The sequence below is a fragment of the Actinoplanes sp. NPDC049598 genome (genome assembly GCF_040675435.1).
Classification (GTDB): domain Bacteria; phylum Actinomycetota; class Actinomycetes; order Mycobacteriales; family Micromonosporaceae; genus Actinoplanes.
The window spans coordinates 70811-85232 of record NZ_JBFAOX010000029.1; the positions used below are offsets into that span (position 1 = coordinate 70811).

Consider the following 14422-nt stretch of genomic DNA (forward strand, 5'->3'; position numbering starts at 1 on the left):
CCACCCCCGGCTCCCACCCGCCCGGCCCGCCCGCCACGCCCGGCGACCAGCTGCCCGGCCCGGCCGGCCCATCCGCCACCCCCGGCTCACAGCTGCCCGGCCCGGCCGGACCGCCCGCCATCCCCGGCGCCCAGCTGCCCGAGCAGTCCGCCGCTTCCAGGGGGCCGGAGCCCACGTCGCCCGCGCCCGCCGGTGAGGCCGAGCCGCGGCGGCGGCTCCACCCGCTCAGCCCACTGCTGCACGGGGCCAAGAGCATCGCGGTGATCGTGGCGGCGCTGTCCTGGCAGACCCTGTCGCGGGTCGGTCTCGAGCGGTTCTCGCTGGTCGTGGCCGTCATCGCGGTCGGCGTGGTCATCTTCTCCCTGGTCGGGTGGCTCACCACCGGCTATCAGGTCGTCGGCCGTGAGCTGCGCATCTCCGACGGCGTGATCTGGCGCCGCAACCGGGCCATCCCGCTCGAGCGGCTCCAGGCCGTCGAGCTCCGCCGCCCGCTGCTGGCCCAGCTGACCGGCCTGGCCGAGCTGCGCCTGGAGGTGATCGGCGGCGGCAAGACGGAGGCCCCGCTGTCGTTCCTGACCGTGCGCGAGGCCTCGGCGCTTCGGGAGCGCCTGCTCGCCCTGGCCGGCCGCGCGGCCGGCGGCCGGCCCTCCGCGGCGGCCCCGCCCGCCGACGGCACGGCGCCGGTCTTCGAGGCCCCCGCCGTCGAGCGCCCGCTGCTGCGGGTCGGCAACCGCGACCTGGTGGTGAGTCAGCTCCTCACCCCGCAGGCGTTCTTCCTGCCGGTCGGCGTCGCCTTCGTGGTCATGCAGTTCGTGCTCGAGGGCTCCTGGAGCTTCATCGGGATCGCCAGCACGGTCACCGCCATGGCCGGCGTGCTGCTGCAGCCGGTGCGCCGGGTCCTGCAGGACTGGGACTTCCGGCTCGGCCGCGACCCGGACGGCCGTCTCGTGGTGCGGTTCGGGCTGCTCGAGACCCGCAGCCAGATCGTCCCGCTGAACCGGGTGCAGGCCGTGGGCGCCACCTGGCCGCTGCTGTGGCGCGCCCAGGGCTGGCTGCACCTGCGCCTCGACATCGCCGGTTACGCGGGCGAGGGCGGCGGCGAGAACAAGAGGTCCGACCGTCTGCTGCCGGTCGGCGACTTCGCGACGGCCCGGGCCCTGGTCTGGGACGTGCTGCCCGGCGTCGACCTGGCCACCCTGGCCACCTCCCCGCCACCGAAACGGGCCCGCTGGCTCAACCCGGTGTCGCTGCGCTACATCGGCGTCGGCCTGGCCCCGGAGGTCTTCGTCAGCCGCTGGGGCCTGCTCACCCGCGAGATGCACATCGTGCCGTACGCCCGCCTGCAGAGCGTCCGCGTCGTCCAGGGCCCGGTGCAGCGCCTGCTCGGCCTGGCCACCGTCTACGCCGACACCGCCCGCGGCCGCTCCGGCCAGGCCAAGGACCGGGATCTCGCCGAGGCCTGGGCCCTCGCCGGCGAGCTGGCCGAGCGGGCCCGCCGAGCTCGGCAGCCGGCCCCGCTGACCACCGACCGCCTCGACCCGTCCGCCGTCCCCGTGCCGTCATCGGGCTCGGGCGCGGTCTCCGGCGCGCCCGCCTCCCCGGGCCTGCCTGTCGGTCCCCCGCCCCAGGTGCCGTGGTCGACGCCGGCCCCGAGCCCGGCCCCCGGCGCCGCGCCGTCACAGTCCACCGAGGATGACGCGTATTGGCGGCGGCCCGAGCAGCCTTGAGCCCTCCCGCCGGCTCGGCGTGACCCACCCGGCAGGCCCTAAGCTCGGGACATGGAGCTTCCGGAATTCTCGCCCGGTCTCAGTGCCCGCGTGGAGTTGACCGTCACCGACGCCGACACGGCCCAGGCGATGGGCTCGGGGGACGTGCCCGTGCTGGGCACGCCGCGGGTGCTGGCGCTGGCCGAGGCGGCCACCGTGGTCGCCACCGCCCGGATCCTGCCGGGCGGCCTGACCACGGTCGGTACCCGGGCCGAGGTGGAGCACCGGGCGCCCACCCCGCTCGGCCACCGGGTCACCGCGCTGGCCACCCTCGCCAAGGTGGACGGGCGCAAGCTGATCTTCGATGTGGCCGTGCGCGACGGCGAGGACCTGGTGGCCGAGGTCCGGGTCGAGCGCGTGATCCTCGACCGTCAGCGCTTCATCGCCAAGGCGCTGGGTGATTAGGCCAGCGTCCCCCAGCGGGCGTTGACCTCCTCGTGGGTCGGCATCGCCACCGCGCCGCCGCGGCGCTCGCAGACCAGCCCGGCCACGGCCAGCGCGAACCGCACACTGCGCTGCCAGCTGTCGAGGTCCTTGGGCAGGCCGTCGGCGAGCAGCCGGCGGATCAGGGCCCCCATCACCGAGTCGCCGGCCCCGGTGGCGTCGATCGCGTCGACCTTCGGCGCGGGCAGCGTCGCCGCGCCGTCCTCGGCGGCCACGTAGGCGCCCTGCGAGCCCCGGGTCACCACCACGGCCTTGGCGCCGAGCCCGCGGATCCGCTCGGCCGCGACCTCCGGGGCCGCCCCGTCGTAGAGCACCTCGGCGTCGGCCGCGCTGAGCTTGACCAGGTCGGCGGTGGCGAAGAACTCCTCCGACAGCTCCCGCAGCGCGGTCACCGCGGCCCCGTCGGGCAGCAGCGTGGGCCGGGCGTTGGGGTCGAAGACCTTGAGCGGGCCGGGCACGGCCCAGGCGGCCCGGGCGGCGGCCCGGAACGGCTCGCGCAGCAGGCAGATCGACCCGGCGTAGAGCACGTCGGCCCCCCGGACCGCCGCCGTGTCGACGTCCGAGGGGGCGAGCAGGGAGTACGACGGAGGCTCGCCGTAGAAGGTGAAGGTCGGCTCGGCCCCGACGAACGTGGTCACCGCGAGGGTGGTCGGCACGGCGACCCGCTTCACCCCGCCCACGCCGACCCCGGCCTCGCCCAGGAAGGCCGCGATCCGGTCGCCGAGCACGTCGTTGCTGAGCGAGCCCACGTAGCGCACCTCGCCGCCGAGCCGGGTCGCGCCGACCGCGACGTTGAGCGGCGCCCCGCCGATCGCCTGCCGGTAGACCACCCCGCCGTCGTGCTCGGCCTCCTGCAGGTCGATGAGCGCCTCACCGAGCACCACCGCATAGCCCATGCCGTCACCCCTGTTGACTTCGCCGTCGTTACCGCCAGCCTTGCGCCCCGGAACGCGCAGCGCCAGTACTCGCCCGATAAGTACCTTTTTGAGAGGATTGCCGGATGATCCCCCGCGTCCTCGTCCTCGCCCTCCCCGCCGCCCTGCTCACCGCCTGCACGAACTCGGTCGAGGTCGGCCCGGCTGCCTCCGGCCCGGCGACCGTCTCGGCCTCCGCCTGGACCATCTACCAGGGCGGGGCCAGCCCGTCCCCATCGCCGTCGTGGGCGCCCGACACCGTCGCCGCCGGCACTTTCCTGCCCTACCGCCCCGGCTCCACGGCCATCACCTACGAGCCGACCGTGGTCCCGCCGGGCGCGCGGGCCGAGGTCGGCATCGCCCGCAACACCGCCGGCATGATCGTCCGGCTGACCACCAGCGGCCTGATCCCCCGCCGGTCGTACGGCGCCCACCTGCACACCGCGCCCTGCACCGCCGCGCCGGACGGCGCCGGCCCGCACTACCAGCACTCCAAGGACCCGAAGACGCCGTCGGTCAACCCGTCCTACGCCAACCCGCGCAACGAGATCTGGCTGGACTTCACCGCCGACGCCGCGGGGGCGGCCACCGTCACCAGCGAGCAGCGCTGGAGCTTCGCGGCCGGCAATGCGCCCCGCTCGCTGGTCGTCCACGCGCTCACGACCCGTACCGCCGCCGGAGTGGCCGGAACGGCCGGCGAGCGAGTCGCCTGCCTCAGCCTGCCCGCCCGCTAGACCGCGCCCTGTTGATCATCGTCTGCCCGGGACTGCCTCCGGCCGGAGGCAGACGGTAACGTCGGGGGCGGATCGACGATCGGAGGCATCACCCATGGCCGACCAGGGCACCGCCCAGACCCAGGGCACCGCCAAACCCCAGGCGCCGGCGAGGACGGAGTCCCACGACCCCGGCTTTCCCGAGGCGTTCCTGCAGTTCATGCGCACCGGGTGGCGTGAGGACCCGATCGCCGTGACCCCGCGGCCCGAGGCGCCGAACTACGCCAAGCGCCGGGCCGCGCTCTCCGAGGCGTTCCCGGGCGAGACGCTGATCATCCCGAGCGGCAACGAGAAGGTGCGCGCCAACGACACCGACTACCCGTTCCGCCCCGGCAGCGACTTCGTCTACCTGACCGGCGACCGGGACCCCGACAGCGTGCTGGTGCTGCGGCCGAGCGGCTCCGGCCACGACGCCGTGCTCTACACCCACCAGCGCAACTCGAAGGACACCGACGCCTTCTTCCGCAGCCGCAACGGCGAGCTGTGGGTCGGCCGCACCCACACCCTGGCCGAGAAGTCGACCGAGCTGGGTCTCGAGACCGCCCCGCTGGGCGAGCTCGGCGCCACCCTGGCCACCTCGGCCCCCGGCCGCACCAGGGTGCTGCGCGGCTTCGACGCCAACGTCGACCGCGCGATCCTGGCCTACGAGCCCGACCGGGACAAGCCCCGCGACCGCGAGCTGGCCTGGGTGCTCTCCGAGCTCAAGCTGGTCAAGGACGAGTGGGAGATCGCCCAGCTGCAGGCCGCCATCGACGCCACCGTCCGCGGCTTCGAGGACGTCGTGCGTGTCCTGCCGGCCGACCGCGGGGTCAAGGAGCGTCTGCTCGAGGGCGTCTTCGGCCTGCGCGCCCGGCACGACGGCAACGACGTCGGTTACGGCTCGATCGTCGGCGCCGGCGCCCACGCCACGATCCTGCACTGGGTGCGAAACACCGGGGTGACCAAGCCCGGCGAGCTGCTCCTGATGGACATGGGTGTCGAGGGCGACAACTTCTACACCGCCGACGTGACCCGCACGGTCCCCGTCTCGGGCACGTTCACGCCGCTGCAGCGCCAGGTCTACGACATCGTCCACGCGTCACAGCAGGCCGGCATGGACGCGATCCGGCCCGGCGTCGAGTTCCGCGAGGTGCACAAGACCTGCATGCGGGTCCTGGCCGAGGGCCTCGACGACCTCGGGCTGCTCCCGGTCAGCGTGGACGAGGCGATGAGCGAGGAGAGCACCGTCTACCGCCGGTGGACCCTGCACGGTTTCGGCCACATGCTCGGCATCGACGTGCACGACTGCAGCAACGCTCGCAACGAGACCTACCGCGACGGCGAGCTCAAGGAGGGCTACGTCCTCACGGTCGAGCCGGGCCTGTACTTCCAGCCCGAGGACGACCTGGTCCCCGAGGAGCTGCGCGGCGTCGGCGTCCGCATCGAGGACGACGTCCTGGTCACCGCCGACGGCTGCCGCAACCTGTCGGCCGGCCTGCCCCGCACCTCGGCCGACGTCGAGGCGTGGATGACCTCCCAGCGCGAGGCCGGCCCCCGGCTCCCGGGCTGAGGGCCGCTACGCCGTCTCGCGCAGGACGGTCTCGAGCACGACGGCGACTCTCGCCGGGTCGAACGGGGTGGGGTCGTCCCGCTCGATCCGGCGGATCGCCTGCCGGACCGCGATCAGCGACGGCCGCCGCCCGAGGGCCCAGCGGCCGGCGGCCACCTTGGGCAGATGTGAGCCCTCGGCCGCGAGGTGCCAGATGCGGCAGGCGGTCAGGACCATGAAGGCGGCGTGCTCGTCGTCCTCGGTCAGCCCCAGCCAGGTCCGGAGCCACTGCCGGCCACGCTCCACGATCCACCGGACCGGCACCTCCCCGATCACCTCGGCCGGCGGCGCTCCCCGGAGCGCCTTCCCGTCGGCGCGGGCCATGGACAGCTCGGCCAGCAGGTCGGGCGCCGCGGCCGCCCTCCGCTCCACCTCGACCATTCCGGTGTGCCGGCTGGCGTGCAGCTCAAGGGGCGGCTGCCGGGCCGGCGCGGCGGCGGCCGCCGCCAGCACGACGTCGAGGTCGATGCCGGACGCCTCGCTGCCGAGATCGGCGTCACGCACCAGGCGCTCCAGCGCGTCCATCTGCCCGTCGGTGATGGGCTCGGCGGTGACGGCGAGCAGATCGATGTCGCTGCGGCCCGGCCGGAAGCCGCCGGCGGCCAGCGAGCCGTGCAGGATCACCGAGCGGGTGGCCGGTCCGAGAACCCCGGCCACGGCCGCCGCGATCTCCTCGACGGGAACGGTCATCGGCGAGGTTTGTTGCCGGTAAGCCGACAGAGCGAGCAGTCCACAACGACGCAGCCTAGCCATACGATTGCGGCGTGAAGGTGATTGCCCACATCAGCGACGTCCACATCGACAGCGAGGACCGCAGCGTCGACCGCGCGGAGCGGGTCATGCGCTACCTCGCCGGCCTTCCGACCCCGGTCGACGTCCTGCTGGTGACCGGTGACATCGCCGATCACGGCGTCGCCCAGGAGTACGAGCGGGCCCGCCAGGTGCTCGACCTGCCGGTGCCGACGCTGCTGCTGCCCGGCAATCACGACGTCCGCGAGGCGTACCGCAAGATCCTGCTCGAGGAGACGCCCAGCGGCGAGCCGATCAACTCGGCCCACCGGGCCGGCGGCATGTTCTTCGCGATGTGCGACTCCAGCATCCCGACCCGCAACGACGGCCTGCTGGCGGCGGAGACGCTCGACTGGCTCGAGGCCGAGCTGACCGCCGCCGCCGACCTGCCGGCGTTCGTGTGCTTCCACCACCCACCGGTCAAGCTCCAGGTGCCGTTCATCGACGAGATCCGGCAGTTCTCGACCGAGCGGCTGGCCGAGATCGTGGCCGGCCACGACAACGTGGTGGCGGTGCTCTGCGGTCACGCCCACACGGCGGCGGCGAGCCTGTTCGCCGGCAAGCCGATGCTCGTCGCGCCGAGCGTCGCGTCGACCCTGCGGCTGCCGTTCGAGAGCGGCAATGTCATCGACCGCGAGCTGCCCTCGATGCTGGCCTTCCACTTCCTCGACGAGGACGACCGCCGGCTGACCACCCACTACCGCGTGGTGCTCTGACGGGGGTCGAGCCCGGTCAGCGACGCCGAGAGGTTCCAGAGCCGCTCCGCCTCCGGCCCGTCGCCCGGGTAGGTCTCGGTGGCCGCGCAGTCGCGGCAGTAGGAGCCGCCGAACGGCTCGGCCGCGGGCGAGGTCGCGGCCCAGACCGGGGTCGCGGCGCCCTGCGCGGCGCTGCGGAACAGGCCCGGCGCCGGCTCGCCGTCGGCGTCGATCCAGCCCGCCTCGGCCATCTCCGCCCGGGTGAGGTGGCGCTGCAGGGGTGACAGCACCCAGCCGGGGCTGGCCGAGAAGGCGCGCACCCCGAGCTTGTCCAGGTGGTGGGCGAACAGGACGGTGGCGAGCTTCGACTGCCCGTAGGCGGCCCACTTGTCGTACCCCTGGGTGAAGTGGACGTCGTCCCAGCGCATCCGGTCCTGCGGGGACCGGCCGGAGGCGACCATGACCACCCGGGGCGCCTCGGCCGCCCGCAGCGCGCTCCACAGATGGGCGACCAGCGCGTAGTGCCCGAGGTGGTTGATCGCGAACTGGGCCTCCCAGCCCGGGCCCACCCGCGTCTCGGGACAGGCCATCACTGCCGCGCTCCCGATCACGATGTCCACCGCGGCGCGCTCGCGCCGCACCTCGTCGGCGAACTTCTCCACGGAGGTGAGATCCGCGAGGTCCATCGGCCGGATGTCGATGCGCCCGTCGCGCAGCGCCTGCCGGGCCACCTCCGGGCGGCGGGCCGGGACGATCACGTACGCCCCGGCGGCGGCCAGGGCGAGCGCCGCCTCCCGCCCGATCCCGGAATAGCCACCGGTCACCACGGCCGTCCGGCCGCTCAGGCCGACGCCGGAGAGGACGTCGGCGGCCGTGCTCTGCGCATCGAACTCAGTCGTCATGCCGGCGAAGCTAGGACTTCGAGCGCACTCGAAGTCAAGGGGTGAACTCGCTCACGCCCCAGCACTCGGCCCCGCTCGGGCCCTCGTCCGAGACATCGATCATGACTTTGACCGGCACCCCCTGGGCGGTGAAGGTCTTGGTGACCTGGCCGCCGTCGTCCTCGGCGGTCTGGGCGTTCTCCAGCAGCTGGCCGAGCGTGAAGGCGTCGATCTCCTCGCCCTGGTCGCCGGTCACCGGGCCGAGATCGACGTCGCTGGAGGCGGCCGGCGCGGCGGCCGAGGCATCCAGCCGCTCGGTCGAGGCGACCGCGCCCGCCTTCACGGTCACGCGGTAACGACCCAGCGGCTTGGCGTCGTCGCAGCCGCGGGTCAGCACATAGGTGTAATCGGCCGGCTCCGTCCACGGCGGCGCCGACGTGATCACCGACGGGGACGGGGTCACGAACGTCGAGGGCCCCGGCTCATCCGACGTACATCCACCGATCGCCGCCACCAGGGCGATCCCGCCCAAGGCCCATCCGAGCCGCACTGTTGCCTCCGAGAAAGTCACGCGAGCCCCGCAATCTAGCGCAGGCCCGCACGCCGGCCGTCGTCACTATGGAGTTGTCAAACAACGAGGTGCCGCCCAGCTTGCCCGGCGACAGCGCGGGCGGGGAGATACCAAAGTAGGGCTTCGAAAAAACTTTGGTATGTCCGTCGATCGGCGGCTCCCCCGCTCGACCTGTGGGTGAGAAGGTCGACCGGCGACCGCCGAAAGACGCGAGGAGACACAGCGATGGCCAAGTACATGCTGATCATGCGGGGCACCGACGAGGTCTACGCGAAGATGATGGAGACGCCCTTCGAGGAGATGCTCGAGACGATGGGCCGTTTCAACGACGAGCTGATCAAGGCGGGGGTCCTGATCGCGGCCGAGGGGCTCGAGGACGCCGCCCAGGGCGTGGTGGTCGACTACACCGGCGAGACCCCGGTCGTCACCGACGGGCCGTACGGCGAGACCAAGGAGCTCTTCGGCGGCTTCTACATCCTCGACGTCGCCTCGAAGGAGGAGGCCGTCGCCTGGGCCAAGCGCATGCCGGCGTTCCCCGGGTCGAAGACCGAGATCCGCCGGGTGCCCGGCATCGACGAGTTCCCGCAGGACAACGAGTTCGTGCAGAGGGAGCGGGCGTGGCGCGAGCAGACCGGCCAGCTCTGACCAGGACGCTGGAGGCGGTCTGGCGCATCGAGTCGCCCCGCATAGTGGGCGCCCTCGCCCGCTACACGGGTGATCTCGAGCTCGCCGAGGACGTGGCCCAGGAGGCGGTGGCCGAGGCCCTCGTCTCCTGGGCCCGCGACGGCGAGCCGGACAACCCGGTGGGCTGGCTGCTGGCCACGGCCCGGCGCCGGGCCATCGACAGCTTCCGGCGCCGCACGGCCCGCGACGAGCGGTACGCGTTGCTGGCCGAGGAGGCGGCCCAGGGCGACGATCTCCTGTGGGATCCGGACCGGATCGACGACGACGTCCTGGCGCTGATGTTCGTCGCGTGCCATCCGGTGCTCTCCCCGGAGGCCCGGGTGGCGTTGACCCTGCGTACGGTCGGCGGGCTGACCAGCGAGGAGATCGCACGGGCGTTCCTGGTGCCGGTGCCGACCATCCAGGCCCGCATCACCCGGGCCAAGAAGACGATCGCGGCGGCCCGGGTGCCGTTCGCGGTGCCGCCGGCCGGGGAGCGCCGGCCGCGGCTGGGCGGCGTGCTCAGCGTCCTCTACGTGATCTTCACCGAGGGCTCGACGGCGACCTCCGGCGATCGCCTGCTGCGCACGGATCTCGCCTACGAGGCCATCCGCCTGGCCCGGATGCTGGCCGCGCTGCTTCCGGGCGAGTCCGAGGTGTACGGGTTGCAGGCGCTCTTCGAGCTGACGGCGGCCCGCTTCCCCGCCCGGACGGGGCCGGACGGCGAGCCGATCCTGCTCGAGGATCAGGACCGGCGGCGCTGGGACTTCTCGGCGATCAGGCGCGGGCAGGCCGCGATCGGCCAGGCCACCGCGATGGGCAAGGGCCTCGGTCCGTACGGGTTGCAGGCCGCCATCGCCGCCTGCCACGCCACCGCGGCCTCGGTCGCCGAGACCGACTGGCACACGGTCGTCCTGCTCTACGAGGCGCTGGGCCGGGTCGCGCCGTCCCCGGTGGTCGAGCTCAACCGGGCTGTGGCCGTGGCCATGGCGAGCGGCCCGCGGGAGGCCCTGGCCATCGTGGACGATCTCGTCGCCCGCGACCGGCTCCCCGGCTCCCACCTGCTCCCCTCGGTGCGCGGCGAACTGCTCACGCGCCTGGGGCGCACGGCCGAGGCCCGGGCCGAGCTCGAGCTGGCCGCCCGCCTCTGCGCCAACACGCGGGAGCGGTCGGTCCTGCTGCGGAAGGCGGACCAGCTCTAGACGCGGGAAAGGACGAGCAGGTCGCTCTCCTCGTCGACCGGGCGGGGCTCGCGCTCGGTGGCCACCGCAGCGTCGAGCGCGGCGAACCCGGAGAGGATCTCCTCCTCGGTGAGCCGCTCGAACGTCGACGAGCCGCGCAGGCGCAGGCGGTCGGCGTAATCGGAGAGGCTGTCGGCTATCCGCTCCTGCACCCGGTCGACGGTCACGAAGGCCAGGCCGGCCTCGGCGAAGTCCTCGATCAGCGGGTCCATCCGCGGGAAGACCTGCTCGTCGACGAGGCGGGCGCCGGGAAAGTAGCTGTACCAGAGCAGCTCGGGCATCCGGTCGGGGAACGAGCTGCGGATCAGGACCCGGCCGCCGGGGCGCAGCACGCGCGCGATCTCGGCCGCGGCCGCCCGGTGGTCCTTGACGTGGTGCAGCACGAGGAAGAGCAGCACCAGGTCGCAGCTCGCGTCGGGCAGCGGGATCTCGGTGGCCGAGCCGTCGAGATAGGTCACGGCCGGGTGGGTCGCGCCGGCCTCGGCCACCGCGCGCATGCGGACGGAGGGCTCGACGCCGTAGACCGGCCCGCCGAACTCCCCGGCCAGCATCGGCGTGAACCGGCCGGTGCCCGAGCCCAGGTCGAGCACGGTCAGCGGGCGCTGCGCCGGCGCGTGGCGGGCGAACGCGTGCAGCCACTCGGTCATCGTGGCGGGTGGCAGCGTCCTCGCCCGGGCGTAGACCAGATGCTGCCGCTCGTCGTAGTTCACCTCACGCAACGGCTCCCCCTTCCGCGCTGGGTGTACCGGCCCATTCTCGACGAGTGGTCAGCCGCGCGCATCCCCCGATGCGTTAACGAGACTCACGGCACGTCGGCCACGAAGACCGCGACGGTGCGGCCGGGCACGGTCAGCAGGTCACCGGCGGCGGTGGCCGTGCGCAGCAGCGGGTCGGCCGAGCCGGCCAGGTCGGGGTGCAGGCGCAGGTCGAGGCCGGTCAGCGCCGGCACCTCCTGCTGGGTCGTCTCGGTGGTGGCGTTGAAGACAACCACGATCGTGCTCCACCGCGGGTCGAGACCCGTGCCGTCCAGGCACATGACGATCACGCCGGGGGTCTCGGCCGGGCCGCCCAGCGGGAACGTCAGCCGGCGTTGCACCTCCTCGGCCGTCGGCAGGCCGAAGACGGGCGACGAGCGCCGCACCCGGAGCAGCTCGCGGTAGCGCTCGGCGGTCATCTCGATCGCGTCCGGCGGCGCGATCAGGGCCGGGTCGGCCAGCAGCGGCCGGGCCCGGTCCCAGTGGTCCTCGTTGTCCGGGGCGGGCGGCAGGCCCAGGCCGAAGCCGTTGCCGAGGGCGGGATCCCAGCGGATCTGGTTGAACCAGTCGCCCGAGTTGAACGAGTTGCGGTCGAGCGATTTGGAGCGCAGCCGCTCGCTGCCCATCGCCACGAAGCCGACGCCCTGGCCGAGCACGACCAGCGACAGGGCCAGCACCTGCATGCGGGCCCGGTCGGCGGGCGAGGTCGACCGGGGCAGCTTGAACGCCATCGCGTCGTACAGGATCTCGTTGTCGTGGGCGTCGACGTAGTTGACCGTCTCGCCCGGCGACAGCGCGTACCCGCTGGGTGAGCCGTTGTAGTCGATCTGGGCGCCGCTGAGCTCGGCGCCGGTGTGGGTGACGAAGCGGTACGTGGACAGGGCGCCGGACAGGCCCACCTTGATCTCGTCGTGGAGGTACAGCGGCGTGTGCGAGCCCAGCCCGGTCGCGAAGCCCGGCACGGACGGGTCGCCGAACGAGCCGCCGCCGCGGGCCGCGTCGCGCAGCCGGTCGTTGAAGGTGCCGATGCCCGTACCGGCCATGTTGATCTGGGTGGCCTGGGCGAACCGCGCGTCGTAGGCGACCTCGCCGAAGTTCCACCCCTCGCCGTACAGATAGATGTCCTTGCCGTGGGGCAGATGATCGAGCGTCACCCGCACCTCGAGGATGTTGGCCCGGGGATGGTGACCCATCAGGTCGAAGCGGAACCCGTCGACCTTGTAGTGCCGGGCCCACGTCTCGATCGAGTCGACCACCAGGCGGCCCATCATCATGTGCTCGGTGGCCGTGTTGGGGCAGCAGGTCGACTCCGCGGTCGTGCCGTCGGCCAGGCTGCGGTGGTAGTACCCCGGCACGATCTTGTCGAGCACGCTGAACTTGCCCAGCCCGTCGTGCATCGTGTGGTTGTAGACGACGTCCATCACCACGCGCAGGCCCGCCTCGTTCAGGGCGGCGACCATCGAGCGGAACTCGAGGACCCGGGACGGCCCGGCCGGCTCGACCGCGAAGCTGCCCTCGGGCGCGGTGAAGTGCCACGGGTCGTAACCCCAGTTCCAGCCGTCCTCGTCGGCCACCGCCATGACGGCCGCCTGCTGCGACGGCGAATCGGGCGGGAACGATGCCAGGTCGCAGGCGGGCACGGCCTGGTCGGACCGCCGGTCGGGCACGGTCGCGAAGTCGAAGGCCGGCAGCAGGTGCACGTGGGTCAGGCCGGCCTCGGCGAGCGACCGCAGATGGCGCATCGACGCCGAGGAGGGATCGGTGAACGCCCGGTAGGTTCCGCGGAGCTCGGCCGGAAGGGACTGGTCGAAGATCGAGAACTCCCGGACCGACACCTCGCTGATCTGCATCCGCGCCGGGGCCACGGGGGCCGGTTTCGCCAGCTCGTCCCACCCGGGCGGGGCCAGCGCCGGATCGTCCAGATCGACCAGCAGGCTGTGCGTCGAGTCGGCCGCCAGGGCCAGCGAGTACGGATCGGTGACGCTGGTCGTCACGACCCGCTGGGCCGCCGGATGCCACACCTCCACGCGGTACCGGTAGTAACGCCCCAGCCACTTGCGTTTCACGCCGAGCGACCACACCCCGGTCACCGCGTCGCGCTCCATCGGCAGGACCTTGGGATCGTCGGCCGGCGTCCGGAACAGCTCCAGCGCGACCGACCGGGCCGTCGGCGCCCACACCGACAGCGACGGCCGTTCGGCGTCGAGCACCAGGCCGAGCTCGGCGTCCGCGGCGTCGGCATAAAGATCATCCAAGACCCCGGGCAGCTGTACGGCGGTGAGCACGGCGACCCGCTCGCCGGCGTCCCGGCCGATCACGAGGAGCCGCCCGCGCAGCAGCGACCCGAGGGCCGCGTCGCCGAGCTCCCGCACCGAGAACGCCCGGTAGGCCCGCAAATGGGGGAACTTGCGGCTCTGGGCCTGGAACAGCCCGCCCGGCCGCGGGGTCAGCGGCACCACCACGTCGTCGCCCACCAGCGCGAAATCGCCGGCCCGGTCGGCCAGCGCCCCTGGCAGGGCGATGGTCGTCCGGTCGACGAAGACCGCCAGCGCGCGGGCCGGGTCGAGCTCGGGCCCCAGCGTGCCGAGGTCGGGCCGGACCGGCGCCACCGTGCCCGCGACCAGCCATGCCTCGCGGGCCACGGTGAGGTCGAGCCGCTGGTCGTCGGGCAGGTCCTTCTCCTCGCCGCGGTGCAGCACGAACCGCAGCCCGATCGCGTCCGGCCGGACCGGCACCTCGAACACGGCCCCGAACGCGTCGAAGCGGGCCGGCATCAGCGGCGTACGCCAGACCGGTTTCGACTCCGTGCCCTCCCAGGCGTGCAGGCCCCAGCCCGCGTAGTCGCCGTTCGGGCGCCGGTAGTGCAGCACGACGTCCTCGACCTGCGAGACGTCGGAGGCGCGGGGCGAGGTATAGATCTCCGGATCGCCCGGCCGCAGCCAGATCTCCGCGACCACCGCGGGATCGACGTGCCGGTCCTCGGGCACGTCCTTGACACCGGACTGGTCGACCAGCACGAAGCCGACGTCACGGGCGCCCGGCGTGAGGGCGACCCAGGCGAACCGCCCGTACGCGTCCTCGCCGGCGAACGGCCGGCCACCCGGATAGCCGTCGATCTGCCCCGGCTCGATGTCGCCCCAGGCGTGCAGCCACCAGCCCGCGTAATCGCCGTCGGGCCGCACGTAATGCACGAGCAGCCACCGCGGCGACGACGGGACCAGGGACGAAGGGGCGACGGAGTCGATCTCGATCGTGGTCACCGGGACATCCTCGCACCGGCGTACGACAGAGTGAGGATTATTCAGGGCGGTGGAGACCCAGGCGGTATCCTGCGGCGGGTCG

General features: G+C 73.2%; 13 protein-coding genes. 7 read left to right on the plus strand and 6 right to left on the minus strand.

Features of this window, described 5'->3' with window-relative positions; all coding sequences use genetic code 11:
- The first annotated feature begins 134 nt into the window (after positions 1 to 134).
- Both AB0J66_RS41560 and AB0J66_RS41565 read left to right on the plus strand, forming a co-directional pair.
- Positions 135 to 1727, plus strand: coding sequence for a PH domain-containing protein (locus AB0J66_RS41560; RefSeq protein WP_364672963.1), 1593 nt, complete (start codon positions 135 to 137; stop codon positions 1725 to 1727).
- A gap of 51 nt (positions 1728 to 1778) precedes the next feature.
- Positions 1779 to 2171, plus strand: coding sequence for a hotdog domain-containing protein (locus AB0J66_RS41565; RefSeq protein WP_364672885.1), 393 nt, complete (start codon positions 1779 to 1781; stop codon positions 2169 to 2171).
- Here AB0J66_RS41565 and AB0J66_RS41570 read toward each other — a convergent pair.
- Positions 2168 to 3106, minus strand: coding sequence for a carbohydrate kinase (locus AB0J66_RS41570; RefSeq protein ID WP_364672886.1), 939 nt, complete (start codon positions 3104 to 3106; stop codon positions 2168 to 2170). The genes AB0J66_RS41565 and AB0J66_RS41570 overlap by 4 nt on opposite strands.
- 104 nt (positions 3107 to 3210) lie before the next feature.
- On the opposite strand from AB0J66_RS41570, the gene AB0J66_RS41575 reads away from it, so the two are divergent.
- Together AB0J66_RS41575 and AB0J66_RS41580 are read left to right on the plus strand one after the other, a co-directional pair.
- A complete protein-coding gene (locus AB0J66_RS41575; protein ID WP_364672888.1) occupies positions 3211 to 3858 on the plus strand; it encodes a superoxide dismutase family protein in 648 nt (215 codons plus the stop codon).
- 94 nt (positions 3859 to 3952) lie between these two features.
- Positions 3953 to 5446: an aminopeptidase P family protein gene (locus tag AB0J66_RS41580; RefSeq protein ID WP_364672890.1), complete on the plus strand. Its 1494-nt coding sequence runs from the start codon at positions 3953 to 3955 to the stop codon at positions 5444 to 5446.
- A gap of 6 nt (positions 5447 to 5452) precedes the next feature.
- On the opposite strand, the gene AB0J66_RS41585 is transcribed toward AB0J66_RS41580, so the two are convergent.
- A complete protein-coding gene (locus AB0J66_RS41585; protein WP_364672891.1) occupies positions 5453 to 6175 on the minus strand; it encodes an aminoglycoside adenylyltransferase domain-containing protein in 723 nt (240 codons plus the stop codon).
- A 74-nt stretch (positions 6176 to 6249) separates the two neighbouring features.
- On the opposite strand from AB0J66_RS41585, the gene AB0J66_RS41590 reads away from it, so the two are divergent.
- Positions 6250 to 6990 (plus strand): metallophosphoesterase, encoded by a 741-nt coding sequence (locus AB0J66_RS41590; protein WP_364672893.1) that lies wholly within the window; start codon positions 6250 to 6252, stop codon positions 6988 to 6990.
- Here AB0J66_RS41590 and AB0J66_RS41595 read toward each other — a convergent pair.
- On the minus strand, positions 6972 to 7871 hold the full coding sequence (locus AB0J66_RS41595) for an SDR family NAD(P)-dependent oxidoreductase (RefSeq protein ID WP_364672895.1): 900 nt from the start codon (positions 7869 to 7871) through the stop codon (positions 6972 to 6974). The two genes, AB0J66_RS41590 and AB0J66_RS41595, sit on opposite strands and share 19 nt — an antisense overlap.
- A gap of 34 nt (positions 7872 to 7905) precedes the next feature.
- Positions 7906 to 8400 carry a hypothetical protein gene (locus tag AB0J66_RS41600; RefSeq protein ID WP_364672897.1) on the minus strand — a complete coding sequence of 165 codons (495 nt, stop codon included), beginning with the start codon at positions 8398 to 8400 and terminating at the stop codon, positions 7906 to 7908.
- Positions 8401 to 8646: 246 nt separating this feature from the next.
- Here AB0J66_RS41600 and AB0J66_RS41605 point away from each other — a divergent pair, with 246 nt between their 5' ends.
- Positions 8647 to 9066, plus strand: coding sequence for a YciI family protein (locus tag AB0J66_RS41605; protein WP_364672899.1), 420 nt, complete (start codon positions 8647 to 8649; stop codon positions 9064 to 9066).
- Positions 9039 to 10286, plus strand: a complete 1248-nt coding sequence (locus AB0J66_RS41610; RefSeq protein ID WP_364672901.1) for a sigma-70 family RNA polymerase sigma factor — start codon at positions 9039 to 9041, stop codon at positions 10284 to 10286. Before AB0J66_RS41605 ends, AB0J66_RS41610 begins: the two co-directional genes overlap by 28 nt.
- Here the strand turns inward: AB0J66_RS41610 and AB0J66_RS41615 are convergent.
- On the minus strand, positions 10283 to 11035 hold the full coding sequence (locus AB0J66_RS41615) for a methyltransferase domain-containing protein (RefSeq protein WP_364672965.1): 753 nt from the start codon (positions 11033 to 11035) through the stop codon (positions 10283 to 10285). The genes AB0J66_RS41610 and AB0J66_RS41615 overlap by 4 nt on opposite strands.
- Positions 11036 to 11127: 92 nt before the next feature.
- Positions 11128 to 14340, minus strand: a complete 3213-nt coding sequence (pulA, locus tag AB0J66_RS41620) for a pullulanase-type alpha-1,6-glucosidase (protein ID WP_364672903.1) — start codon at positions 14338 to 14340, stop codon at positions 11128 to 11130.
- Positions 14341 to 14422 lie beyond the last annotated feature (82 nt).